At 42.0% G+C, this 25823-nt stretch carries 23 protein-coding genes and 1 pseudogene; 17 read left to right on the top strand and 7 right to left on the bottom strand.

What is annotated here, in order from left to right; all coding sequences use genetic code 11:
• Positions 1-21: 21 nt before the first annotated feature.
• Together gorA and L4C37_RS09820 are read right to left on the bottom strand one after the other, a co-directional pair.
• Positions 22-1377, bottom strand: a complete 1356-nt coding sequence (gene gorA / locus L4C37_RS09825; RefSeq protein WP_372266078.1) for a glutathione-disulfide reductase — start codon at positions 1375-1377, stop codon at positions 22-24.
• 194 nt (positions 1378-1571) lie between these two features.
• Positions 1572-2426 (bottom strand): 23S rRNA (adenine(2030)-N(6))-methyltransferase RlmJ, encoded by an 855-nt coding sequence (locus L4C37_RS09820; RefSeq protein ID WP_137373896.1) that lies wholly within the window; start codon positions 2424-2426, stop codon positions 1572-1574.
• A 161-nt stretch (positions 2427-2587) separates the two neighbouring features.
• Between L4C37_RS09820 and prlC the strand changes: the two genes are divergently transcribed.
• Positions 2588-4630 (top strand): oligopeptidase A, encoded by a 2043-nt coding sequence (gene prlC, locus L4C37_RS09815; RefSeq protein WP_429768461.1) that lies wholly within the window; start codon positions 2588-2590, stop codon positions 4628-4630.
• Between the two features lie 171 nt (positions 4631-4801).
• On the opposite strand, the gene asnC is transcribed toward prlC, so the two are convergent.
• Complete coding sequence (asnC, locus tag L4C37_RS09810) at positions 4802-5266, bottom strand: transcriptional regulator AsnC (RefSeq protein ID WP_137373898.1); 465 nt, start codon at positions 5264-5266, stop codon at positions 4802-4804.
• Between the two features lie 98 nt (positions 5267-5364).
• On the opposite strand from asnC, the gene L4C37_RS09805 reads away from it, so the two are divergent.
• The 3 genes from L4C37_RS09805 (at position 5365) to L4C37_RS09795 (ending at position 10304) form a co-directional block, all read left to right on the top strand.
• Entirely contained in the window at positions 5365-8556 is a 3192-nt protein-coding gene (locus L4C37_RS09805; RefSeq protein ID WP_429768460.1) for an EAL domain-containing protein, read from the top strand.
• 207 nt (positions 8557-8763) lie between these two features.
• Positions 8764-9543: a class I SAM-dependent methyltransferase gene (locus L4C37_RS09800; protein WP_429768459.1), complete on the top strand. Its 780-nt coding sequence runs from the start codon at positions 8764-8766 to the stop codon at positions 9541-9543.
• A 122-nt stretch (positions 9544-9665) separates the two neighbouring features.
• On the top strand, positions 9666-10304 hold the full coding sequence (locus L4C37_RS09795) for a hypothetical protein (protein WP_429768458.1): 639 nt from the start codon (positions 9666-9668) through the stop codon (positions 10302-10304).
• Positions 10305-10391: 87 nt separating this feature from the next.
• Here the strand turns inward: L4C37_RS09795 and L4C37_RS09790 are convergent, their stop codons facing one another.
• Positions 10392-11261, bottom strand: coding sequence for a carboxylate/amino acid/amine transporter (locus tag L4C37_RS09790; RefSeq protein ID WP_273295967.1), 870 nt, complete (start codon positions 11259-11261; stop codon positions 10392-10394).
• A gap of 53 nt (positions 11262-11314) precedes the next feature.
• Positions 11315-11749, bottom strand: coding sequence for a universal stress protein UspA (gene uspA / locus L4C37_RS09785; RefSeq protein WP_137373902.1), 435 nt, complete (start codon positions 11747-11749; stop codon positions 11315-11317).
• A gap of 188 nt (positions 11750-11937) precedes the next feature.
• On the opposite strand from uspA, the gene ftnA reads away from it, so the two are divergent.
• The 4 genes from ftnA to L4C37_RS09765 all read left to right on the top strand — a co-directional run bounded on the left by ftnA (position 11938) and on the right by L4C37_RS09765 (position 15309).
• Complete coding sequence (ftnA, locus tag L4C37_RS09780) at positions 11938-12465, top strand: non-heme ferritin (RefSeq protein ID WP_137373903.1); 528 nt, start codon at positions 11938-11940, stop codon at positions 12463-12465.
• Between the two features lie 69 nt (positions 12466-12534).
• The gene (uspB, locus tag L4C37_RS09775) at positions 12535-12858 is read left to right on the top strand and encodes a universal stress protein UspB (protein WP_137373904.1); all 324 of its coding nucleotides are present in this window, start codon (positions 12535-12537) and stop codon (positions 12856-12858) included.
• A 208-nt stretch (positions 12859-13066) separates the two neighbouring features.
• A complete protein-coding gene (locus L4C37_RS09770; protein ID WP_273295966.1) occupies positions 13067-14260 on the top strand; it encodes a BaiN/RdsA family NAD(P)/FAD-dependent oxidoreductase in 1194 nt (397 codons plus the stop codon).
• A 218-nt stretch (positions 14261-14478) separates the two neighbouring features.
• On the top strand, positions 14479-15309 hold the full coding sequence (locus L4C37_RS09765; RefSeq protein WP_429768456.1) for an HDOD domain-containing protein: 831 nt from the start codon (positions 14479-14481) through the stop codon (positions 15307-15309).
• A 107-nt stretch (positions 15310-15416) separates the two neighbouring features.
• Here the strand turns inward: L4C37_RS09765 and L4C37_RS09760 are convergent, their stop codons facing one another.
• The gene (locus L4C37_RS09760) at positions 15417-16325 is read right to left on the bottom strand and encodes a DMT family transporter (RefSeq protein ID WP_429768455.1); all 909 of its coding nucleotides are present in this window, start codon (positions 16323-16325) and stop codon (positions 15417-15419) included.
• Between the two features lie 136 nt (positions 16326-16461).
• Here L4C37_RS09760 and rmuC point away from each other — a divergent pair, with 136 nt between their 5' ends.
• From rmuC to tatC, 7 genes and pseudogenes are all read left to right on the top strand, one after another.
• The gene (gene rmuC, locus L4C37_RS09755) at positions 16462-17994 is read left to right on the top strand and encodes a DNA recombination protein RmuC (RefSeq protein WP_429768454.1); all 1533 of its coding nucleotides are present in this window, start codon (positions 16462-16464) and stop codon (positions 17992-17994) included.
• Positions 17995-18068: 74 nt separating this feature from the next.
• Positions 18069-18848, top strand: a complete 780-nt coding sequence (gene ubiE, locus L4C37_RS09750) for a bifunctional demethylmenaquinone methyltransferase/2-methoxy-6-polyprenyl-1,4-benzoquinol methylase UbiE (RefSeq protein WP_137374123.1) — start codon at positions 18069-18071, stop codon at positions 18846-18848.
• A gap of 100 nt (positions 18849-18948) precedes the next feature.
• The gene (locus L4C37_RS09745) at positions 18949-19554 is read left to right on the top strand and encodes a ubiquinone biosynthesis accessory factor UbiJ (protein ID WP_137373926.1); all 606 of its coding nucleotides are present in this window, start codon (positions 18949-18951) and stop codon (positions 19552-19554) included.
• Positions 19551-21185 carry a ubiquinone biosynthesis regulatory protein kinase UbiB gene (gene ubiB / locus L4C37_RS09740; RefSeq protein WP_429768453.1) on the top strand — a complete coding sequence of 545 codons (1635 nt, stop codon included), beginning with the start codon at positions 19551-19553 and terminating at the stop codon, positions 21183-21185. Before L4C37_RS09745 ends, ubiB begins: the two co-directional genes overlap by 4 nt.
• A gap of 51 nt (positions 21186-21236) precedes the next feature.
• Positions 21237-21479: a Sec-independent protein translocase subunit TatA gene (gene tatA, locus L4C37_RS09735; RefSeq protein WP_137373928.1), complete on the top strand. Its 243-nt coding sequence runs from the start codon at positions 21237-21239 to the stop codon at positions 21477-21479.
• Between the two features lie 3 nt (positions 21480-21482).
• Positions 21483-21780, top strand: a pseudogene (gene tatB, locus L4C37_RS09730) (Sec-independent protein translocase protein TatB); the annotation flags it as partial.
• 213 nt (positions 21781-21993) lie between these two features.
• Positions 21994-22746 carry a twin-arginine translocase subunit TatC gene (gene tatC, locus L4C37_RS09725; RefSeq protein WP_137373930.1) on the top strand — a complete coding sequence of 251 codons (753 nt, stop codon included), beginning with the start codon at positions 21994-21996 and terminating at the stop codon, positions 22744-22746.
• Positions 22747-23031: 285 nt separating this feature from the next.
• Here tatC and L4C37_RS09720 read toward each other — a convergent pair whose 3' ends face one another.
• Entirely contained in the window at positions 23032-23793 is a 762-nt protein-coding gene (locus L4C37_RS09720; RefSeq protein ID WP_429768476.1) for a TatD family hydrolase, read from the bottom strand.
• A 200-nt stretch (positions 23794-23993) separates the two neighbouring features.
• On the opposite strand from L4C37_RS09720, the gene hemB reads away from it, so the two are divergent.
• Positions 23994-25040 (top strand): porphobilinogen synthase, encoded by a 1047-nt coding sequence (gene hemB / locus L4C37_RS09715; protein WP_137373931.1) that lies wholly within the window; start codon positions 23994-23996, stop codon positions 25038-25040.
• Between the two features lie 67 nt (positions 25041-25107).
• Entirely contained in the window at positions 25108-25542 is a 435-nt protein-coding gene (locus tag L4C37_RS09710; RefSeq protein ID WP_429768452.1) for a GNAT family N-acetyltransferase, read from the top strand.
• Positions 25543-25823 lie beyond the last annotated feature (281 nt).

Below are 25823 nucleotides of genomic sequence, written 5' to 3'. Positions count from 1 at the left end.
TTTTATAAAATTTAGCAACAATTAACGCATTGTTACAAACTCTTCACTACCGGTTGGGTGAATCGCAACCACTGAATCGAAATCGGCTTTTGTTGCGCCCATCTTCATTGCAACACCAAAACCTTGGATCATTTCATCAACAGTAAAACCGATGCCGTGTAGACCAACAACCGTTTCTTCTTCTCCAGCGCACACTAGCTTCATTTTACAAGGCTGACGGTGCTTCGTTACTGCTGTATACATAGCAGTAAAGCCAGAAGTGTAGACTTTGATATTGTCTTTGCCGTATTGCTCTTCAGCTTCTTGTGTCGTTAGACCAATGGTGCCGATAGGCGGGTGGCTAAATACAACCGTTGGAACTAAGTTGTAATCCATTTTCGCGTTGGTTTGACCGTTAAATAAACGCTCAGACAATTGACGACCCGCTTTAATCGCAACAGGAGTCAGCTCAATGCCGCCTTCCATGATGTCGCCAACACAGTAAATACCTTTCACGTTTGTTTCTTGGTATTCATTAACCTTAATGTAGCCACGATCGTTCGTTTCAACACCTGTAGACGCAAGGTTAATTGCATCCGTTGCTGGGTGACGACCAATTGCCCAAATAAGTGTATCTACGTTTTGGCTTTCACCATTTTCTAGATGTAGAGTCAGGCTGCCATCCGCTTCTTTTACCACTTCTTTTGGCACTGAGTGTGTGTGAAGTGTTGGACCTTCCGTATTCATTACTTCTACTAACGTTTCTATGATCATAGGATCGAAGCTACGTAGTGGTGACTCTTTACGGCAGAAAAGGTGAGTTTCTGTACCTAGTGCGTGTAATACACCAGCAATCTCAACGGCAATGTAGCCTGCGCCAATAACAGCAACGCGCTTAGGTTGTTCCATTAGCTCAAAGAAGCCGTTTGAATCAATGCCGTGCTCTGCACCTGGAATGTTAGGGATAGTTGGGCGACCACCGACTGCAACGGTAATGTGATCAGCAGTGTATAGCTCGCCATTTACTTCTACTGTCTTCTCATCAACGAACTTAGCAAATCCTTTGATTACGTTTACTTTGTTGTTACCAAGAACGCGATCGTAAGATTGGTGAATACGGCCAATGTACGCCTGGCGATTTTCGATCATCTTGTTCCATTTGAACTCTTTAAGATCTACATCAAAGCCGTAATCTTCAGCGTAAAGGTTAATAGCTTCAGCGACTTGCGCGCCATGCCACATCACTTTCTTTGGTACGCAACCAACGTTTACACAAGTACCACCTAGGTCTTGAGCTTCAATTAGTGCCACTTTAGCGCCATGCATAGAAGCACGGTTTGCCGATGCAATACCGCCTGAACCGCCGCCAATACAAATGTAATCAAAATGAGTAGCCATTACTTTCTCCAATTTTTATTGAGTGAGAGCGTTGCTTGGATTGCTAGCGTAACGATCTCAATATGAATTTGTTTTATTTATTTTATATGGAGGATAGATCGGTTGAACTCAATCTATCCTTAAAATTATTGTTCTTTTTGTGCGCAATGAGAGGTTTCATATCTCTTGGCAAAGTAGTGAGCATTCAGGAATGTTTATTCCGGAACGATCCATTCCACTTTGAAATGACCGGTTGCCGGTGCAATTGCTTCTTTTAAAACCGGTAAAATTTCATTCATCTGGTTTTCTAACATCCAAGGCGGGTTAATGACGATCATGCCTGATGCTGTCATACCGCGCTCGTTAGTATCAGGGGAAACACCGAGTTCAATTTGTAAGATTTTACGAATGCCTAAACCTTCTAACCCTTCAATCATGTCTTCAATATCACAGCGGTTAACCACTGGGTACCAAATAGCATAGATACCCGTTGCCCAACGTTTGTGACTTTGTGCAATGGCTGTCACGACATCTCGGTACTCTTTTGCAAGCTCGTATGGAGGGTCAATCAGTACTAAACCGCGACGCTCTTTTGGAGGTAGGCTGCCCTTCAAACGTTGAAACCCATCTTCTTTGTAGATAGACACTTGACGGTCACGATGAAATTCTTGCTCTAGCAACGGGTGATCCGCTGGGTGAAGCTCGGTTAATACCATGCGATCTTGCTCGCGTAAATGAGCACGAGCCACACGTGGTGAACCCGGGTAGAAACGTAGCTTCTCACCGTTGTTTAGCGTTGAGATAGAATCTAGGTAGCTTTGTAACGCTTCTGGAAGACCGTCTTGGTTTTCTTCATTCATCGACCAAAGGCGAGCAATACCTTGTTTGTATTCACCAGTCTTTTCAGACCATTCGTGCGTTAAGTCGTAGCGACCCACGCCTGAGTGAGTGTCGTGATAAACAAAAGGTTTATCTTTTTGCTTAAGTGAATTAAGAATAAGGCTTTGTACGATATGTTTAACCACATCCGCATGGTTGCCTGCGTGAAAACTGTGACGATAACTTAGCAAAATGATTTCTCGCTTAACTGAATGAACCGTGGAGTCTCATCAACTGGTACTCCAAACAAACTAATGTGAATGATTATACGCCACTATTGAAATTTGCATAAGCTGCCTACATTTATTAGACGTATAAATGATAAAAAAGACGAAATTTAAAAGGATGCCTCATGTCTAATCCATTACTGACTTTCACGGACTTACCTCCATTTTCTAAAATTTCACCCGAGCACGTAAAGCCAGCTGTTGAGCAAGTGATTGCCGACTGCCGCAAAAAAATCGAACAAGTATTAGAAGGTAATACTTCGCCAACTTGGGACAACCTTGTTGCGCCAATTGATGAAGTAGATGATCGCCTAGGTCGAATTTGGTCACCAGTAAGCCACATGAATTCGGTAGTAAATAGCGATGAACTACGTGATGCGTATGAAAGTTGCTTACCTATTCTTTCTGAATACGGTACATGGGTTGGCCAACACAAAGGCTTATTTGAAGCGTACAAATCGATTAAAGCGAGTGATGAATTTGCGACGCTAACGCAAGCTCAGAAAAAGACAATTACCGATGCACTGCGTGATTTTGAATTATCAGGTATTGGTTTACCTGCTGATGAGCAATACCGTTACGGTGAAATCAGCAAGCGCATGTCTGAGCTAGGCTCTCAATTCTCAAATAATGTGCTGGATGCAACCATGGGTTGGAGCAAGCATATTACTGATGTAGCTGAACTTGCAGGTATGCCTGAATCAGCACTTGCGGCAGCAAAAGCAACCGCTGAATCTAAAGAGTTAGAAGGTTACCTACTGACGCTTGATATCCCTTCATATCTACCAGTCATGACTTACTGTGATAGCCAAGAATTACGTAGAGAGCTTTATGAAGCTTATGTAACTCGCGCTTCTGATCGCGGTCCAAATGCGGGCAAATGGGATAACTCAGAGCTGATCACTGAGCAGCTAAAATTGCGCCATGAAATTGCACGCATGCTTGGTTTTACAACTTACAGTGAAAAGTCTCTTTCGACGAAAATGGCTGAGACTTCAGACCAAGTTCTAGGTTTCTTGAATAATCTAGCAGTAAAAGCTAAGCCTCAAGGTGAGAAAGAAGTTGAAGAGCTACGTCAGTTTGCTGAAAAAGAATTCGGTGTAGCTAACCTTGAATTGTGGGATATCGCTTATTACAGCGAAAAACAAAAGCAAAACTTGTTTGAAATCTCAGACGAAGAATTGCGTCCATACTTCCCAGAAGCAAAAGCGGTTTCAGGTTTATTTGAAGTTCTGAACCGTGTATTCGGTATGTCAGTAAAAGAGCGCACAGACGTGGATACTTGGCACGAGTCGGTACGTTTCTTTGATATTTTTGATGCAACCAACACATTACGTGGCAGCTTCTACCTTGATCTGTATGCTCGTGAGCATAAGCGCGGTGGTGCATGGATGGATGATTGCCGTGGTCGCCGTATTACGGAATCTGGTGAACTACAAACTCCGGTTGCTTACTTAACGTGTAACTTCAATAAGCCTGTTGGTGATAAGCCAGCACTGTTTACACATGATGAAGTTGTCACTTTGTTCCACGAGTTTGGTCATGGTATTCACCATATGCTGACTCAAGTGGAAGCGGGCGCAGTAGCAGGAATTAACGGTGTACCTTGGGATGCCGTTGAACTACCGAGTCAATTCCTAGAGAACTGGTGTTGGGAAGAAGAAGCTCTGGCGTTCATTTCTGGTCATTTCGAAACAGGCGAAGCGCTACCAAAAGAGATGCTAGAGAAAATGCTGGCGGCGAAAAACTTCCAATCAGCAATGTTTATTTTACGTCAGTTAGAGTTGGGCTTATTCGACTTCACTCTGCACGCAGAATACGACCCTGAAATTGGCGCACGTGTTTTAGAAACCCTGCAAGATGTAAAAGCGAAAGTAGCGGTACTACCAAGTGTTGAATGGAACCGTTTCTCGCATAGCTTTGGGCATATCTTTGCTGGTGGCTACAGCGCAGGTTACTACAGCTACTTATGGGCTGAAGTTTTGTCGGCTGATGCATTCTCTGCATTTGAAGAAGAAGGTATTTTCAATGAAGCAACCGGTCAACGCTTCTTGAATAACATTCTTGAAATGGGTGGCAGTGAAGAACCAATGGAGCTATTCAAACGCTTCCGCGGTCGTGAGCCACAAATTGATGCGATGTTGCGTCACGCTGGTATTGAAGCGTAATTAAAACTGTATAAAGCAAAAGGCTGAACTTATGAGTTCAGCCTTTTTTGTATGCGTCTATTTTTGCTTTATTGACCAAAAGCTTCATCCTTCTGAAACTCTATCGTGATGAATAAGCCTTCTCGTTGTGACTTAGCTTTATCGTTATTACCGAAAAATATCGCTAGAGAGCTAAGGGTTCACATTACGGTTAATTGGGTTTTGCAGAGAAATCAGCGTTTCTGTGGATTGCACTTCATCAATCGCTTGTAGCTTATCTATCAATACAAATTGCAGCTCTTCAATCGACTTGCACATCAACTTCACAAAGATATTGTAAGCACCTGTTGTGTAATATGCCTCGACAACCTCATCCAATGCATTCAGCTTTTCAATGGCGGAATGGTAATCTCGTGCGGCATTGAGGTTAATCCCAATGAAGCAACAAACGTCATACCCCAGTTTTTTTGTATTGACGACCACTTCCGTTTTTTCGATGACATCGGCGGCTTTCATTTTTTCGATACGAACGTGAATGGTGGCAGGGCTAACATCAAATTGCTTTGCCATTTCTGCATAAGGGGTACGTGCGTCTTCCATCAGGGTTTTTAGAATAGCGCGATCCAGGTCATCTAAGCGGGCTGTTGTCGTCGACATGCAAAGTCCTTGTACAGAGTGAAAAATGGTTAGCTAGAGTACATTTCATAGCCAAGGGTGATAATATTAACAGTATCTACATTGATAAGGTTAACTCAGTGCGCTTTTCGTTATTTATTCTCATGATGGTTTGCAGTTTTTTTGCTATTGCACAGCAGAAGGTAATCGCACAACCGAAAGAAATAGCACAACAGAAAGAAATGGCGAAACCGAAAGATGTTTTGGTTGTGCATTCGTATCATCAAGGCTTCTTCTGGACCGATGGTTTTCAAGAGGGACTATCAAAGCCGTTGAATGACGAAGGGATTTCTTATCGGGTTGTTTACCTAGATGCCAAGCGAGTGCAAAGCCAAGCGTACTTAGAAAAAGTGTACCAGCTTTATAAATCAAAATTTTCTCATGAAGAATTTTCTGCAGTGGTGGTGAGCGATAATATTGCACTGCATTTAATGCAGCGTTTAGCTCCTGAGCTAAAAGGTACACCGGTAATTTTTGGGGGGATTAATGATTACTCACCAGAGATGCACAAAGACCTAAACGCGACAGGCGTCACCGAAGATATCGATATCCTTAATAACCTAAACCTCATTCAACGCCTGCAAGCGTCTGTAGATACCGTTTATATTGTGTCTGACTACTCTGTGACAGGAGAAGCAGTGCGTGCCCAAGTTGATGGTTTCTTGGCTCAGAATCCTGAGTTTGATGACTTGGTTGAACACTTCACTCCTGATACTTACCAAGAACTCATTCAGTTTGCACAACGAAGCGACATGACAAATAGTGTGTTGTTTTGGGTGTATTACCGAGATAAAAATGGCTACATCAGTAGTGAAGATGATTGGCGCAAGCTAAACCAGTTAACGAATGTTCCTATCTATATGGTTCATGATTTAGGGTTAGGTTTTGGTGCTGTTGGTGGGGTTATCCAAAGTGGTTCATCTCAAGGTCGAGAAACCGGAGAAGTGTTAGTTGATGTATTAGCATCGCCAAATGAGCCACTTCCAAGAGCCAAGTCCGGTTCTTCTGAAGTTAAGTTAGATCATCAACAACTTAACCGTTGGAATTTAGGTGCTGAAACTGAAGCGTCAGTAACCTTATTGAATAAACCCGAATCATTTATTACCCGCTATCGAGATGAGATACGCACTATTGGTAGCGTGTTTCTATTGATGGCAATCGTAATTTTCATCTTGATCTATTATGTGAATCGCTTACGAATCAGTGAAAAAAACAGCCGAAAAAATCAATTACTTCTAGAATCCATTTTTGATCAAAGCCTTCAGTTTATGGGGATTGTTGAACAGAATGGGGTGCTTGTGTCGAGTAATACACAACTGCATGAACTGCTTTATAACCAAGGCTATAAATTGGGTTCTCCTCTCTTTGAACATCAACACTGGGAAGACTCTGCGAGCCAAACGTTAAAAGACTATTTTGCTGCTGGCACACCACATTCAGCTCTTAGGTTTGAAGGGGAAGTATGGTGCCAAGACCGAGGTTCAATGGTGTTGGAAGTGTCGCTGAAGCCGATGCCAAATTCAGATTTAGAAGACGTTCAGTTTTTACTTGAAGCAAGGGATATCACTTCTCGTAAATTAACCGAAAATAAGTTGTTTCAGCGAGAGGCGAATTTGAAGCTGTACTACGACAAACAGCCTGTCATGATGATTACTTTAGATGGAAATAACCGGATTCAACAGGCGAACCAATTTGCTGAACAATTATTGGGTTATCCACTCGATGAGTTATTAGGTCATCGCCCAAGAGAGTTCTATTTAGAAAAAAACGTAATGATTCCTCGCCAAGTCTTGTTGCTGCCTCAGCAGTCTTTGAAAGGAGTATGGCGACGAGATATTCAATATCGCCATGCAGATGGTCACACTATTTGGATTCGCGAAAATATTCGCCCGTTAGTCGATTCGGACCAGCTGCTGATTGTTGGAGAAGACATCAGTGAAACACATGCGCTGTCGGAGCAACTTGAATACCAAGCTCGTTATGATTTATTAACGAATACGTTTAATCGTAACCATTTCGAGCAAGAGCTTGAAAAAGCACTGAAAGAAGTCGCGAGTCATATGAGAACTCATGCGATGTTATTTCTCGATCTCGACCAACTGAAAGTATTGAATGACACCGCAGGGCATGAAGCCGGAGATGCCGCCATTTTATTTTGCGCAGGGCTGCTTGAAGATGTCTTGCCTTATAACGCCATTTTAGCGCGTATGGGCGGGGATGAATTTGCCGTGTTACTTAAAGATTGCACAGAACGAGATGCTATCAATGTCTGTCGCAGCATTATTTCGACGATGAGAGAAGCCCCATTCTTGTGGGATGACATTCGCCTAAATTTAACCAGTTCAATAGGTATTCGCTTAATTGATCATACGGCTTCTTCGCCACAAATGGTTCACGCACAAGCAGATGCGGCTTGTCATATCGCCAAAGAGGAAGGTCGTAATCGTTATAACCTTTATCATCAAGATGATGAGGATTTACGTCGTCGCCATTTAGAAATGGAATGTGTGAATTTGGTTCATGATGCATTGGCTCATGATCGTTTAGAGTTGTTTGCTCAGCGTATCCTTGGTCTAGATAGTGATCATGACAAGATGCACTTTGAAATCTTAGCTCGAATAAAAAACAGCAAAGGTGAATACATTTCACCGGGGATCTTTGTACCAGCCTCTGAGCGCTATAACGTCGCACATAACATTGATCGCCAAGTAATAAAGCAAACCTTGCAATGGTTAGAAGATAACTTTGAAACCTTTAATGACTTGGGGCTATGTTCAATTAACTTATCGGGTCACTCGATGGGGAACCAAGAATTCATTGATTTCTTTTTAGAAAGCTTGAAAAACACTAGGGTACCGAACTGTAAGATTTGCTTAGAAATTACTGAAACTGCCGCCATGAGTAATATGAATCAAGCCATTGAGTTTTTCACCAAAGTGAAAGAGCTTGGTTGTTTGATTGCATTAGATGACTTTGGTTCGGGTTTGTCTTCGTTTGGGTATTTGAAAAAATTGCCTGTCGACATTGTAAAAATTGATGGTTTGTTTGTACGGGATATTGATGTCAATGAAATGGATAGAGTGATGGTTCGCTCTATTAATGACTTAGCGAAACAAATGGGCAAACGAACGGTCGCTGAATTTGTTGAAAATACTCAGATTATCGACAGACTCATGGAGCTTGGGGTCGATTATGCTCAAGGTTATATCATTGGCAAACCTAAGCCATTAGCGGAGCTGGTGGAAGAGCTGATTAGAGAGAAGAACATCTAAGAATGCTCAATGAGTGGCTGGCATAACTCTAGAGATAGCTATGGTAAGGCGCAATCATTAAGCTGAATATTAAAGCATTGAAGAAATGTGCATTTATCGCCACACCATCTAATACTTATTTTTGAGGTAATCAGGTAAACTGCTTGCCTTATTTATTTGCCCTCTCAATTTGATTGAGATTTGAATATCGACCTGCTGGAGACGACCTTGCACCTACAACTGATCTGCGAAGATGCTAATCAAACCGATCGCCTGAATGATTTAGCTGAACGTTGGAACTTATCTCATGATGATGCCAGTGATTTTGCCTTGGTGCTGACCTGTGAAAGGTTAGAGCTTCGTAAGGTAGATGAACCTAAACTGGGTGCGATTTATGTCGATTTAGTCGGTGGGGCTGTAGGTCACAGACGCAAGTTTGGTGGCGGGAAAGGTCAAGCTATTGCCAAAGCCGCTGGGTTAAATAAAGGGGCAACTCCCACTATTTTAGATGGTACTGCTGGTTTGGGGCGTGATGCTTTTGTATTGGCATCTTTAGGGTGCAAAGTTCAAATGGTTGAGCGCCATCCGGTCGTCGCCGCTTTATTAGATGATGGTTTAGAGCGTGCCAAGCAAGACGCAGGCATTGGTTCATGGGTAAGCGAACGCATGAGCTTAATTCATGCCTCAAGCCATGACGCTTTAGATAAACTCGCCAATGACCCAAACTTTCAACAACCAGATGTAGTGTACTTGGACCCTATGTACCCACATCCTGAAAATAAAAAGAAATCCGCGTTAGTCAAAAAAGAAATGCGAGTTTTCCAGTCTTTAGTGGGAGCAGATTTAGACGCTGATGGTTTATTACAGCCTTCATTGTTACTGGCCAGCAAGCGAGTGGTCGTGAAAAGACCAGATTACGCAGACTGGTTAGATGAGAAAAAACCAAGTATGGCTATTGAGACAAAAAAGAACCGTTTTGATGTGTATGTAAAGGCTTCAATGACTTAGCGAAAGGCTGTTTTATTTAACCGACATAAATACGAAAAATTACTATTTATTGCTTGCGGTCGGTGAAATCTAGATGTATATCTAACTAAGAATTATTACCATTCTTAGCTGGAGTTGTAGAAATGGCTAAACGTTTTTGTAAGCTGAACCGACGAGACATCACTGAACATTTAGGTGAAATCCATAACTTGGTGACGGAACCTAAATTTGTGTGCCGTTCTTGTGCCCGTTCATCTGCAGATAAAGCCAATCTATGCAAGCCATCAGCAATACCACCTGTGGGTTGCCAAACTAAGTCGGTAGCAGAAAAAGCCGCTTGTGGTTTGCTTGCTGAAACTCTTCCAACTCCTGAACTGACCTTAGCTGATCAAATTCCCGTGTCATTTGCGGAGCCTCAAGCAGAAGTGGTACAAATTTTCGAACCTACATCTTTAGAAGAGCAGGCTGTTTTAGAGACTAATGTTTCTAAGAAAAAAGTGAAAAAGGCAGCCAAAATTGGTGTTGAAGCATTAGCGCTAGAGCAAAAACTAGCGATAGAAAAAAATGATAAGCTGGGTCGTAAAGAACTGAAGCGTGCGAAAAAATCGCTTAAAAAGCGTGAGAAATACAATAAAAAGCTAGCAAAAGTAGTGAAGCAGCACAGAAAGCTGCTTAAAAAGAGTCAGAAGCTTGAAAGCCAATTCGAAAGAATGAGCGCACATATCGAAAGTGCAGTATTGAATGAAAGGCAAATTTCAGACTCAACCAAGCATATCCACTAACTGGAAATAACAAACGGGTAATTAGCCCTATTAAGTAATTATAAAGATTAAAAAATAGCGACTGTCACCAGTCGCTATTTTTATTTGTTAGTGTGCTTGTGCTACTCGCTTTTTTACCCAAGTTTCATTGACCCACAATGACAGTAAAATAATACCGCCACCAATAGAAAGCCTGACTAAATCAACATCTCTATTCCAAATCAAAATATTCACCACAAGCCCTGCTGGGACTAATGCGTTATTCATCACTGCTAAAGCACCTGCATTAACCATGCACGCGCCTTTGTTCCACACAAAATAGCCTAAACCGGAAGCTATTAGCCCTAAATAAATAAGTACGCCCCATTGTAATGATGTCGTCGGTAATTTGTCTGGATTGCCGAGGAGCATGAAAGCGACAGATGCCACACATAATGCGCCTAAGTAGAAGTAGCCAAAGATGGTATGTTGAGGCAAATCTATTGATTCTTTCTCCATCACCACTTTGTAGCTCACCTGACCAATCGCAAAGCACAGGTTCGCACCTTGCACCACCAAAAAGCCCATTAAGAAATTTTCATTAATACCGGCAAACTTTATGAATACTGCGCCAACTACCGCAATTGCAGCTGTGACTAAATACCAAGGAGAGAAGCGACCTTTTAGGAAGTCATAAAAAAGAGTGACGTAAATTGGGGTGAAAACCGTAAACAGCAGCACTTCAGGTACAGAAAGTAGTAAGAAAGATTGATAGTAGAAGCAATACATTAACCCTAATTGAATACCGCCAATTGCCATTAGTTTAGCAATTAAAGGTTTAGGGACATTACGGAATTTTAAGAAAGGTAAAAAGACTAAGCCTGCTAAGGCAACGCGCATTAATACCGAGAACCAAGCATCTACCTGACCTGCGAGGTAAACGCCGATCAAGCTAAAAGAAAACGCCCAAAGTAGGGTGACTGCAGCTAAATAACTCATAAATCGATCTATTTGTTAAATGAATGTTCTGCAGTCTACCGAATCTTGTAGTCTTAGTCTTGAGAATCCCGCAGGGGTACGACCAGCATGTCGACAGGAGAGGCATTGATCAGTTGGCGAGTGGACGAAAGTAGTTTGCTCCAAAAATCTTGATGGTGGCCGCAAACGACTAAATCAACGTTGAATTCATTAATCGTGTCACAGAGTTCATTACTTAAATCGCCGCTTCCGACTAAAGTATGAGTGACTGGATACTGTGCATGCTCCGCAAAATTTTGCAGTTGAATACGAGAAGCTTCCATTGCGTTATGTTGGGTTTCAGCCATGTTGATGTCAATAAGCCCGGTATAAAGCTCCGCATAATTGATATCAATATGGATAAAAGACACTTTAGAACCTAACGGCTTGGCGAGCGCTACCGCCTTATCTACCAATAGCTTACTGTCATCGGACAAATCGACGGCGACTAAAATATGTTGGTAACTCATACTGCTATCTCCCTATTATCGGTCTTATTATAGATTAGCACCGTCCTGTACGTTTTTTTGCCAGAGTGATCTCATATCCATTGTATTGCGTAGGAATACTAATCTTGTTCGGTGAAGTATTGGACTAAGAGATATCGCTTAAATAGTGATATAGTAAACCAAATTAAAGAGGTAACTAGGAGACTTTAATGCTATCTAAAACTATGGTCGAACAACTGAATGAGCAAATTAATCTAGAATTTTTCTCATCCAATCTATACTTACAAATGAGTGCTTGGTGTGAAGATAAAGGATTTGAAGGTGCAGCTGAGTTTCTGCGTGTTCATGCCGTAGAAGAAATGGAACACATGCAACGTCTATTCACTTACGTGAGTGAGACTGGTGCAATGCCAATTTTAGGTGCTATTGAAGCTCCAAAACATGAATTTGGTAGTTTAGGTGATGTGTTCCGTGAAACTTACGAACATGAGCAGATGATTACTCAACAAATCAACAAACTGGCTCACGTTGCTTTTACATCACAAGATTACTCAACGTTTAACTTCCTACAGTGGTACGTGGCTGAGCAGCACGAAGAAGAGAAGTTATTTAAAGGCGTTCTAGACAAGTTAGAGCTTGTTGGTGAAGACGGTAAAGCGTTGTTCTTCATTGATAAAGATTTAGCTCAATTGGCAAAAGATGGTTCATCTTCAATTATGGAAGCTCCTGCAGCGTAAAGTTGTAAGAAAATAGTCAGCTGATTGTCTTTTTCTTTTGAGCGTCGATGAAGATGTAGGGAGGAAAGGATGATCAGCGGAGACACTATTCTATTTGCGCTTATGTTTGTGACATGCGTTAACTGGGCTCGTTATTTAACGGCTTTACGTACATTAATCTACATTATGCGAGAAGCTCACCCACTACTTTATCAACAAGTAGATGGAGGTGGGTTCTTCACCACGCATGGCAATATGACTAAGCAAGTTCGCTTATTTAGTTATATTAAAAGTAAAGAGTATCACCATCATCACGATACTATGTTTATCACTAAATGTAGCCGAGTAAGAGAGCTGTTTATCTTATCGGTATCTTTACTTGGGGTAACACTGCTTGCTGCATTCATAGTGTAGAGCTAAGCAAATAGACATAGAGTGGAACCGTTTTGGGTTGCCACTGAACTGGGTAATTGATCATCAATTGCAAAGTTAAGTTTTGCCGCTAAAATAGCGACAAATTAGTAAGGATGTGCTGTTAATGCACATCCTTTTTTATTGGTGAAATCACCACTACAGGACGTAGCTCGGCTGATCAGTAAGTGAAGAGTTAAAACAGACCACTATGAGTGAAAAATTTGATGTAATCGTAATTGGCGCTGGCGCAGCCGGTCTAATGTGCGCAGCAGAAGCGGGAAAACGTGGACGCCGAGTGCTTGTGGTCGATCATGCGAAAAAGCCAGGGCGCAAAATCCTGATTTCTGGTGGTGGTCGTTGTAATTTCACTAACTACGATGTGACAGCTAATAACTTCCTTTGTAAAAACCCACACTTCGTTAAGTCTGCTTTATCTCAGTATACCAACTGGGATTTTGTTTCAATGGTATGCAAGCACGGTATTGATTTTGAAGAGCGCGATCATAGCCAGTTATTCTGTGTAAATGACTCTACGGCAAAAGACATCGTGAGCATGCTGCTAGAAGAATGTAAGCAAGCGAATGTTGAGCAGCGCTATCGCTGTGATGTGCACTCAATTGAGAAGCAAGAGTCCGGTTTTAAATTGCACTTAAATACAGATGTCGTCGAATGTGAATCACTAGTGGTGGCGACTGGTGGGCTTTCAATGCCTAAGTTAGGCGCCACTCCATTTGGCTATAAAGTTGCTGAACAGTTCGGTTTGTCTATCATCCCAACGACCGCGGGTTTAGTCCCTTTCACATTGCATAAAGCAGACAAAGAAGACTTTGCTGAGCTCTCTGGTATTGCAGTACCCGCTGAGATTACCGCTCAAGATGGGACTTTATTTAAAGAAGCATTATTGTTCACTCACCGAGGGTTGTCCGGACCTTCTGTATTACAAATCTCATCTTTTTGGAAAGCAGGTCAAGCGGTTTCAATCAACTTGGTACCAGAAGCCGATGTGGATGCGTTATTGGAGCAATCTCGTGAGCAACACCCTAATCAAAGTTTAAAAAACACACTCGCAAAAGTGCTGCCAAAGCGTCTAGTTGAAGTATTAATTGAGCGTAAAGAGCTAGAAGATAAACCGCTGAAACAGTTTAATGAAAAGCAGCTAAAGGCGATCACAGAGTACTTAGAGAACTGGAAAATTGCCCCAAATGGCACTGAAGGCTATAGAACGGCGGAAGTCACGTTAGGTGGCGTGGATACCGACCATTTATCTTCTAAAACAATGGAATGTAAGACAGTGTCTGGCTTGTACTTCATTGGTGAAGTGATGGATGTGACAGGCTGGCTTGGTGGGTATAACTTCCAATGGTGTTGGTCTAGCGGTTATGTTGCTGGGCAGTGGGCATAATTTTGTAGAGACAATAAAGTTAACCTGTAAGCAAAGTGACGTAATAAGTACCCTGAGTAATAAATGTGGTGCTTTGTAATCGCATAGCCGTCCAATCTTGATTGCTATGCGCCATTCTAAACTTTACTGATAACACTATCAGATCCTGCAATGACTCACTCCAAAGCATTAAATCTGTTCTATATTAAGAATGGTGACATGCTAAAAGGAGTGAGCTAATGAGCCAGCAAGCCTTGATTTCTCGTCTCAATGAACTACCTCGCATTGAGAGTATCCTGCAAGAACTGCTTGAAATGGTGAATAAAGAAAACGTCGATTTCAATGAACTATCGAGGAAGATGTCGATGGAGCAGGTCTTAAGCGCCCGCATTTTGAGGATGGCGAATTCTGCTCAATTTGGCGGTAATAAATCGGTCTCCTCGATTAATGATGCCATCATCAGAGTCGGAAGCGGTGCGGTTCGTACTCTTGTTTCTTCCTCTATCCTTTCAAGTGCCTTTCCTAAAATTGAAACTCTCAATGTGAAAGATTATTGGTCAAACACCTTTGAAATCTCGATGATCGCCAGCAAACTTGCACCTAGTGTCGACTTAGATCCCAATGAAGTATTTACCACTGGTGTGCTGCACAATATTGGTGAACTCATGATTCATTCTCTTGTACCAGAGCAAGCTGTTGAAATATCTAAACGGGTTGAAGCTGGTGAAAGCATGTTGAAGGTACAAAGAGATGTGTTATTGACAGATGCACCAGAACTCGGGGCTCGTTTGGCACAAGCTTGGCAATTCCCAGCTGAAATGGTGGATGCGATTGCAAACGTCAATAGACCGGGTAAGGCGCGCGTGTCTAAGAAACTAGCTTGTTTGTTGTATTTTTCAAGGGCAGTTAATGATCGTTGGGATTCATTTTTAGATGATGCCGAAAAGCAAGACTTCCTACAAAGTCACCCTGCGGCTAAAGCTCTGAATATTTCTGATGAAATGATTGCAGTGATTGATAGTGTACGTGGTCAGGGAAGTGAATTGGCGTATGAACTGTTTGCTGATTAGACAAGAGAGCGCACTTAACTCTATTTATTAACGAGAAAACGGCGAGTTCATTGGAAGGTGAACTCGCCATTCTTTATTTTGTAAGGCTTGAATGGGGAAGTGAGCGTTTAAGAACTTGGGCTCTCTAACGCGTTCTTTTTAGAAAACTTAATTTGCTGTATCACTAACCCCACGATGATCAGCACTAAGCCGAATAACGTTGAAGGGTGAATGTCTTCCCCAATAATGGTGGCCAGCAGCATTAATGAAATAAAAGGTGATGCAAAAATTAAATTGCTGATGCGAGCGGTATTGTTGGTTAGTTTTAACGCTGAAAGCCATAACACAAACGTAATACCCATCTCAAAAAGCCCTACGTAAGTCACCGCCATCCAGCCTTTTGCAGTGATATGCGCCCAACTGTTACCTTCATAAATCGCTAAACCAATCGCAAGTGGTAGTGCTACTAAGAAACCTAAAAGCACACCTACAACTGGATCAGCTTTATTTTTGGTATTGAGGATCCAGTAACCCGCCCAAAGCAATGTAGAAACCAGAGCAAGTGCAACGCCGAATGGGCTGTCAAATTCTAGACCTAAGAGATCACCTTTTGTGGCGATAACCACGACTCCCAAGTAGCTGAAGGTACAGGCCACCCAATCCTGCTTACGAATCTTTTGCCCCAAAAAAACGGCAGCCATAAGAGTGAGGGTGATGGCCCAACTGTAGTTAATGGCTTGAGCTTGTGATGCCGGTAATAAATCGTAGGCTTTAAAAAGTATCAGGTAATAGGCTAGTGGGTTTACGAGCCCTAATAATAAGTAGTACCAAGGGTTAGAGAGAAAGGTCGTGCTGAGTTGAGAAAGCTTACCCTGGAAAAAGCAAACCGCGATAAGGGCGAAGGAAGAAACAACGCTGGCGACCGCGAGCATTTGAATAGGTGAAAACTCCGCAAGGGTGAGCTTAAAGGCGGTAGCAACCGTTGACCAAAGCAATACGGCAGAAAGGCCAAAACCTAAGGCGCGACGTTCATTCATAGTAACTCATTATTATTGTTGGAATAGGATACGGAGACCTAGTCTATCTGTCGAAATTTAATACGGCAAACTGGACATTTATCCAGTATCAAAATACCATTTAAAGAGTCACTCCTAAATAGGCTAAATCTTTATCATGCAATGGATTATTGAACATCAAATGACACTTATCACTGCTATATCAAGCGCTCTCGCAAGTGGTATCGCGGTCAGTTGGTGGGTAAAACAGAAGTTTTCTTTCCAGCAACAGCTTTTAGAGCAGCAGATTGAATCTGACAAGCAATTGCATGAATCCCAAGCTCAGCAACTCAAATCATCTCTAGAACAAGCGCAAAAAGAGTTAGATGAATTGGATGATGAGCGAGACAAAGCCGCGTTTGAACTTAAGCAAGCTCATGGCAAAGTGATGGCGGCGGTAGAAAAGCTGCGATATTTTGAAGCGGTGAAGCAAGAGCGTCAGCAATATGCAGATGAGATAAATTACCTAAAAGATCAAAAATCTGAGTTAGAGGCAGAATTACGCGAGCAAGAAGCTCGGCATGACCAAGAAAACCTAGCCAGCAGTGAAAAACTACAGTTGTTGGAGCAAGCTGAATCTCGTTTGAAACAACAATTTGAAATTCTCGCCAATCAGCTGTTTGAAACCAAAACAGCCAAAGTGGATCAGCAAAATAAGCAAAGCTTAGAAGGGCTTTTGTCCCCATTGCGTGAACAGTTAGAAGGCTTTAAAAAGCAAGTGAACGACAGTTTTGGTCAAGAAGCCAAAGAGCGACATACTTTGGTGCATGAGCTGAAAAATTTACAGCGCTTAAATGAAACCATGACACGTGAAGCGACAAACCTGACTCAAGCTTTGAAAGGAGATAACAAGCAACAAGGCAATTGGGGGGAAGTAGTGCTAGCTCGTGTATTAGCCGAGTCAGGTCTGCGAGAAGGGCATGAGTACCACACACAAGTGAACCTACAAAATGATGCAGGTAAGCGCTATCAACCTGATGTCATTGTGCATTTGCCACAAGAAAAGCAAGTGGTGGTTGACTCAAAAATGGCATTGGTCGCTTTTGAACGCTATTTCAATGCTGAAAATGATCTGCAGCGAGATTCAGCATTACGTGATCATTTAATTGCTTTGCGAGCGCACATTAAAGGGTTGAGTCAGAAGGATTATCATCAACTAAAGGGCATTCAAAGTTTAGATTACGTCTTGATGTTCATCCCTGTTGAGCCGGCTTTCCAAGTCGCTATTCAAGCGGATCCAAGCTTGGTCAAAGACGCCATGGAACAAAATATCATTTTGGTGAGCCCAACCACTTTGCTGGTGGCACTGAGAACGATTGATAATTTATGGAGAAATGACCGTCAAAACCAAAATGCACAAATAATTGCGGATCGCGCAAGCAAGCTGTATGACAAATTACGCTTGTTTGTTGATGATATGGAAGGGCTTGGCGGGGCTTTAGACAGAGCGAATCAAAACTACCAAGGTGCTATGAATAAACTGGCAACAGGGCGTGGCAATGTGATTCGACAAGCGGAAAGCTTTAAAGAATTAGGGGTAGAGGTGAAGAAGCCAATTTCGATAAACCTTACCGAGATCGCGCAAAATGAGGCTTTTTCAGAAAATGCCTCGTTAGTAGAAAGACAACCTGCTGAGGATAAAGTAAACTAATCGACCGCAGCGCCCTTAGATGTATTTAGGTATCACGCGCTGTCGATGAAAAACTTACCATGGTAGATAACAGCATTATGGACACAAGCGTGCAGACAAATTCAGCAGTAGAATCAGAAACCACACACTTTGGTTTTGAAACCGTCGCGAAAGACGAAAAAGTCGCAAAAGTAGCAGAGGTGTTTCACTCTGTAGCCGCTAAATACGACATCATGAATGATCTTATGTCGGGTGGTGTTCACCGTTTGTGGAAGCGATTCACAATAGATTGCAGTGGCGTTCGCCCTGGTCAGCGTATTCTTGACCTTGGTGGAGGTACTGGTGACCTAACGGCTAAGTTCTCACGTATTGTCGGTGAGAAAGGTCATGTGGTACTGGCTGATATCAACAACTCAATGCTTAACGTCGGTCGTGACAAACTTCGCGACAGCGGCATTGTAGGTAATGTGCACTATGTACAAGCGAATGCGGAAGAACTGCCTTTCCCAGATAACTACTTTGACTGCATCACGATTAGCTTCTGCTTACGTAATGTAACAGACAAAGATAAAGCATTACGCTCGATGTACCGTGTGTTAAAGCCGGGCGGTCGTTTGCTGGTTCTTGAGTTTTCTAAGCCGGTTCTTGAGCCTTTATCTAAAGTGTACGATGCGTATTCTTTCCACTTGCTGCCTAAAATGGGCGAGTTGATTGCAAACGATGCTGACAGTTACCGCTACCTAGCGGAGTCTATCCGCATGCACCCAGATCAAGAGACTCTGGAAGGCATGATGCAAGGTGCCGGTTTCGAAAATACTAAGTACTTTAACCTGACGGGTGGCATTGTTGCCTTACACCGCGGTTATAAGTTCTAACTCGGATTTCGAGATAAACGTATTCAATGAAATGATTAAAACGGATGAGTGACTATTCATCCGTTATGCCGTTTATCTTTTATACAAGCTAAGGACTGTCATGCCATTTGATCCATTAGTGACTGCGGTTATTGAAACCTCTTTAAATACCTTCGTAAACGACGACCCAGAATTGGTGCGTCGTTTATCTCGTTTAAAGGGGCAAGTAATCCAAGTTAATTTAAAAGAGCTTAATAAAACGCTTACTTTCGTATTCAGCCAGCAGATTGATGTTTTAGGCGATTATGAAGGTCAGCCTGATTGTTATTTGTCGCTGAATCTTTCGGTACTACCTGAATTACGTGAACAGTCCAATATCACCAAGCTAATCAAGCAAGATAAACTGATTTTAGAAGGTGATATTCAACTCGCGCAAAAATTTGCACAGCTCATGACAGACTGCAAACCTGATCTTGAAGAGTGGTTATCCCGCATTACTGGAGATGTGGTGGCACATACTTTAGTTCAAGGTGTGAAAAACGTGGGTGGCTTCGTTTCTAAGCAAGCGACTAAGCACCAAAACCATATTGCTCAAGTGCTAACGGAAGAGTGGAAAATTGCTCCAGCTCCGTTAGAGATCGCTTATTTCTGTGATCAAGTGGACGATGTGAAAAGTGCAACGGCACGTTTGGAAGCAAAACTAAACGCGCTGTTGGAGAAAGCATGACCCCAACTGAATTGAAACGTCTTTATCATATTATCAAGGTACAGTTAGAGTACGGTCTTGATGAATTAATGCCGGTTCACCAATTGACTAAAGCGCCTTTGCTGGCAAGAAAGTCGCTATTTTGGGTAAAGAACAAGCATCCAGATAAAGAATTAGGTATTCGCCTTCGCTTAGCGCTTCAAGAGCTTGGTCCGGTATGGATCAAATTTGGTCAAATGATGTCGACAAGACGGGATTTATTTCTGCCTCATATCGCTGATCAACTGGCATTACTGCAAGATCAAGTTGCCCCATTTAATGGTGAGTTGGCTAAGCAGCATATGGAAGAAGCGCTGGGTGGAAGTTTAGATAACTGGTTCACTGATTTTGATATCAAGCCATTAGCTTCAGCTTCGATCGCTCAGGTGCATACTGCTAAACTAAAAGAATCGGGTCGCGAAATCGTTCTGAAGGTGATTCGCCCTGATATTCGCCCTGTCATTGATGCAGATCTAAAACTGATGCACCGAATGGCGAGTATAGTCGCGAAAGCACTGCCTGAAGCACGTCGTTTGAAGCCTGTTGAAGTAGTACGAGAGTACGAAAAAACACTGATTGATGAATTGGATTTACGCCGAGAAGCCGCGAATGCCATTCAACTTCGACGTAACTTTGAAGGCAGTGAAGAATTATACGTACCTGAAGTGATCACTGATTTAAGCAGTGAATCTTTAATGGTATCTGAACGGATTTACGGCATCCAAGTTTCGGATATTCCCATGTTAGAAGCTAATGGCACTAACATGAAGTTATTGGCTGAACGTGGCGTCACAGTATTCTTTACACAAGTATTTCGTGACAGCTTTTTCCATGCCGATATGCATCCGGGGAATGTCTTTGTAAACCCAGAGAATCCAGAGAACCCACAATGGATTGGTTTAGATTGCGGTATTGTTGGAACGTTAAATAGTGAAGACAAACGTTACCTAGCCGAAAATTTATTGGCGTTCTTTAATCGTGATTATCGAAAAGTCGCAGAGCTGCATGTTGATTCTGGTTGGGTACCACACGATACCAATGTGAATGAATTTGAATTCGCGATTCGTACCGTATGTGAACCTATTTTTGCTAAACCGCTTGGTGAAATTTCATTTGGTCATGTGTTATTGAACCTGTTCAACACAGCAAGACGTTTCAATATGGAAGTACAGCCTCAGCTGGTTTTATTGCAAAAGACGTTATTGTATGTGGAAGGTTTAGGTCGTCAGTTGTATCCGCAACTCGACTTATGGGCAACGGCAAAACCATTTTTAGAAACTTGGATGATGAACCAAGTTGGTCCGCAAGCTGTCATCAATGCGGTGAAAGAGCGTGCACCATTTTGGGCTGAAAAATTACCTGAATTACCTGAGCTTCTATATGATAGCTTGCGTCAAGGTAAAGCCATGAACCAACGTATGGATCAGCTTTACCAAGGTTACCGTGATAGTAAACGCCAACAAGCAACGGGTAAGTTTTTGTTTGGTATTGGAGCAACTTTAGTCGTATGCTCCGCAATATTAGTTTCAAGCCCTTACGAGCAGTTAAGCATGGGCTGTGGCATCGCTGGTGTCACATTTTGGCTGCTAAGTTGGCGAGCTTACCGTCGTTAAACGGTAGACTCCCTTAATAATTTTTGTGTAGACAAACCCGAGGACAATACAATGGGTGGTATCAGTATTTGGCAACTTCTAATCATTGCTGTAATCGTAATCTTACTATTTGGTACTAAGAAACTACGTGGCATGGGTGGTGATTTAGGTTCAGCGGTTAAAGGCTTTAAAAAAGCAATGAGCGATGAAGACAAGCCTGCCGATAAAAAAGACGCAGACTTTGAACCAAAAAATATTGAACAGCAGAAAACAGACGCTACTGCTGAAACAAAGAAAGACAAAGAGCAGGCGTAAGTCGTGTTTGATATCGGTTTTTGGGAACTGGTATTAATATCTGTCGTCGGGTTAGTTGTTTTAGGACCTGAGCGTTTGCCTGTTGCAATTCGCAGTGTATCCAAGTTTATTGGTACTGCAAAAAGCATGGCAAACAGTGTGAAAGATGAACTTTCTCACGAGCTTAAAGTTCAAGAATTGCAAGAGAACCTGCGTAAGGCTGAGCAAATGGGTATGGAAGATTTATCTCCAGATCTAAAAGCATCGGTTGATGAATTAAAGCAGGCAGCTGCTACTGTTCAAAGACCATATGCGAAGCCTGATACTGAAAAAGCAAGTGAAGTGGAAACGACGCCAATCACCGAAACGAGTGAGAATGAAAGTATTCAAATTCGTAAAGAAGCTTCAGTAGCGTCAGATAAAAAAGCCGAATAGTCTCGCAAGGAGGAGCCACAATAAGCTCATGCAACACAATGCTTTGTGTAATGTGCATGTGATTGGCTCCTTTTCGATCTTCCTGTTATAGAGGTTTGACATGTCTTCGACTCAGCAGACACAACCTTTGATTAGCCATTTACTTGAACTACGTAACCGACTTTTGCGCGCAATTGTTGCGGTTCTTGTAATCTTTGTTGGGCTAATTTATTTTTCTAATGATATTTATGAGTTTGTTTCAGCACCTTTGGTAGATCGTTTACCTGAAGGAGCAACAATGATTGCTACTGATGTAGCGTCACCATTTTTCACACCTTTGAAGTTAACATTGATAGCGTCGATTTTTGTAGCTGTCCCGTTTATTTTGTATCAGGTGTGGGCGTTTGTTGCTCCTGGGCTGTACAAGCACGAAAAGCGTTTGATCATGCCATTACTGGCCTCTAGCTCATTGCTTTTCTATTGTGGTGTTGCGTTCGCTTATTTTGTTGTTTTCCCTCTGGTATTTAGCTTCTTTACTGCTATTTCTCTCGGGCAAGTTGAATTTGCGACCGATATATCCAGTTATCTAGATTTTGTCTTAGCGCTATTTTTTGCTTTTGGTATTGCGTTTGAAGTGCCAGTTGCCATTATCTTGCTATGTTGGACGGGTGCTACGACTCCGAAAGCTTTATCTGAAAAGCGTCCGTATATTGTCGTGGGTGCATTCATTATCGGTATGATGCTAACTCCGCCAGACATGATTTCTCAAACATTACTTGCCATTCCAATGTGCATATTGTTTGAAATTGGTCTGTTTTTCGCTCGTTTTTATGTACGAAAACCTGTGGAAGGCGAAGAAGAAATAGAAGAGTAAACGCAGACTAAGCAATCACGTTAAAATAAAAAAGCAGCCATAGGGCTGCTTTTTTATTTTAACTATCGGACTGTTACTTTGTGACCGCAAATTTGGCATACGTAAATTTCTTTGATGCCAATGATTTTGTGCCAAAATGTTCGATGTTGACGTTGTAAGTGAATGGTATCGTGTTCACACATATAACTCACTCTTTAGTATTATTTTAAAGTGAGCGCGAATATTAACGTTGTTGACTATGCAACTCAAGTCGTCAAGATAAAAAAATATTATAAAAATTAATACTTAAAGAGAAAATAATTTTTTTGCGTTGCTGGTTGTAATGCGGTTAACTTCTTCTAGACTTATATTTCTGAGCTCTGCGACACGTTTTGCGACAAGATTTGTGTAGGCTGGCTCATTGCGTTTTCCTCTATTTGGTGTAGGAGCTAGATAAGGGCAGTCAGTTTCAAGAATAACGTATTCCATATCTAAGTGAGGTATCACCTTATCCATTCCTGAGTTTTTAAAGGTAGACACTCCTCCAAGCCCTAAATGAAAACCTAATTCATTGATAGCCTGTGCTTCTTCCAAGCTGCTACCAAAACAGTGAAAAACACCACGTAAACTGCCATCTTGTTCTTGTTGTAAAAGTGATAACGTTTCTTGGATTGAATCACGAGTATGGATTACGACAGGCAGGTTGAGTTCTTTTGCCCATTGCAGTTGAGTCACAAAAGCAAGCTCTTGTTCTGCTTTGAATGTTTTATCCCAGTACAGATCAATCCCAATTTCACCGACAGCAATAAAGTTATGTTTTTCAAACCAACCGCGAATGGTCGCTAAGGTTTGCTCAATATTCGCGTCTACATAACACGGATGCAGCCCCATCATTGAACGACAGACATCAGGAAATTGTTTTTCTGTGTTTAACATCGGCTCGATAGAGTCTAGATCAATATTCGGGAGAAGAATTGTATCGATGCCTTGTGCAAGAGCTCGCTGCACCACTTCTTCACGGTCATTGTCGAATTCGCTGGCATAAATATGGGCGTGAGTGTCAATCATCATGCTGTCCTGAAAATCTAAAGTTGCGCTGAGTATACGGTAGTGTGAGAGGAAGGTCATTTTTTGTCATTTGTTCGATTTTTTCATTCAGATCTGAGCTTTACTGTTAGCGTCTGTAACCATCGGTGATATGCTTTTATCAGTATTTAGCACTTTCATATCTAGGCATATTGATGTTTAGACTAGGCAAGGAGAATCTCGTGTCTGTTTCAATTCAAGGTCAATTCCCAGGTCGTCGTATGCGCCGTATGCGTAAACATGACTTCAGCCGTCGCCTTATGGCAGAAAACCAACTATCTGTAAGTGACTTAATTTACCCAATGTTCATCTTAATGGGTAAAGATCGTCGCGAAACCGTTGAATCTATGCCGGGTATCGAACGTTTATCTATCGACCTAATGCTAGAAGAAGCGCAATACTTAGCGAATTTAGGCGTTCCAGCTATCGCGTTATTCCCCGTCGTGAATCAAGATGCGAAAAGCTTGTGTGCGGTTGAATCTTATAACCCTGAAGGTTTAGTTCAACGTGCCGTCCGTGCACTAAAAGAGCACATCCCTCAAATTGGTGTCATTACGGATGTGGCTTTAGACCCATTCACGACTCATGGTCAAGATGGCATCATCGATGAAACAGGCTATGTTCAAAATGATGAAACAACCGAAGTTTTGATCAAACAGGCGATTTCGCATGCCGAAGCCGGTGCTGATGTCGTTGCTCCATCAGATATGATGGATGGTCGTATTGGTAAGATCCGTGAAGCGCTAGAAGAAGCGGGTCACATTCATACTCAAATAATGGCTTACTCTGCAAAATATGCTTCTTGTTACTACGGACCTTTCCGTGATGCAGTGGGCAGTGCTTCAAACCTTAAAGGTGGTGATAAGAAAAACTACCAAATGGATCCGGCGAATAGTGATGAAGCCATTCATGAAGTGGCTATGGATCTTAACGAAGGTGCGGATATGGTGATGGTGAAGCCTGGTATGCCGTATTTGGATATTGTTCGCCGAGTGAAGCATGAGCTTCAGGCGCCTACTTTTGCTTACCAAGTTTCTGGAGAATACGCGATGCACAAAGCGGCGATTCAGAATGGTTGGTTAAAAGAGCGTGAGACCGTTTTAGAGTCTCTACTGTGTTTCAAACGCGCGGGTGCTGACGGTATTTTAACTTACTTTGCTAAAGATGTAGCAGAGTGGCTTGCTGAGGATAATGCTCAAGCTGCAGAGCATTTATCTGCAACAGAATAATCGGTTAGGCATTTGAGTACACAAAGAGCTGGTTTATACCGGCTCTTTTTCATTGGGGGATGGCATTATGGCTGTGTTGATTCGAGAAGGCTCGTTAGAAGAAGTGATTCATGTTGTTGATCAGGTTGATGAATTTCTTCACAAAGAAACTGTCGAGTCTTTAGCTTCCCGTATTGAAGGAAAAAATTCTTTAATATTGATTGCGGAGGAAGAAGGTGAATTGCTTGGCTTTAAAATTGGTTATCAATTAAATGAACACACTTTTTATAGTTGGTTTGGTGGTGTATCTCCATTAGCGAGAAATAAGGGTGTGGCACAATTACAACTCGAAGCTCAAGAGCTGTGGGTGAGAGATAAGGGCTATAAGTGCTTAAAGGTGAAATCTCGTAATCAATTTCCCGCTATGCTAAGGCTGTTACTTCGTAATGGTTATCTTATTGAACACTATGAAAAAAAAGAGATTTTACTAGAAAGTCGTATCCACTTTATAAAGCAGTTGTAGTGCCATATTAAATTAAATGAGACTTTTTCTCATTTAGATGTTGACTATTAAATGAGAATCATTATTATTAACCACGTCTTAGGGAATGAGGAAACAGTTCACAAGGATGTTGAATCAGCTTGTTTAGACTGGCTGAGAACAGATTTCTAGCGAACTTGTACTAAGTTCTTTTTTGACACGACATTGCTCACATTGCTTCCAGTGTAATTTATAGCTTTTTGGTAGAGCTGTAGTATTCAATTTGAATGGCTTTACCGCTTTTTGCTAGGCGACATCTTCGG

Source organism: Vibrio kagoshimensis (genome assembly GCF_050337535.1).
GTDB classification, from domain to species: Bacteria; Pseudomonadota; Gammaproteobacteria; order Enterobacterales; family Vibrionaceae; genus Vibrio; species Vibrio gallaecicus.
Note: the sequence above shows the minus strand (reverse complement) of the source record. Positions and strands in the feature narration are given on the sequence as shown.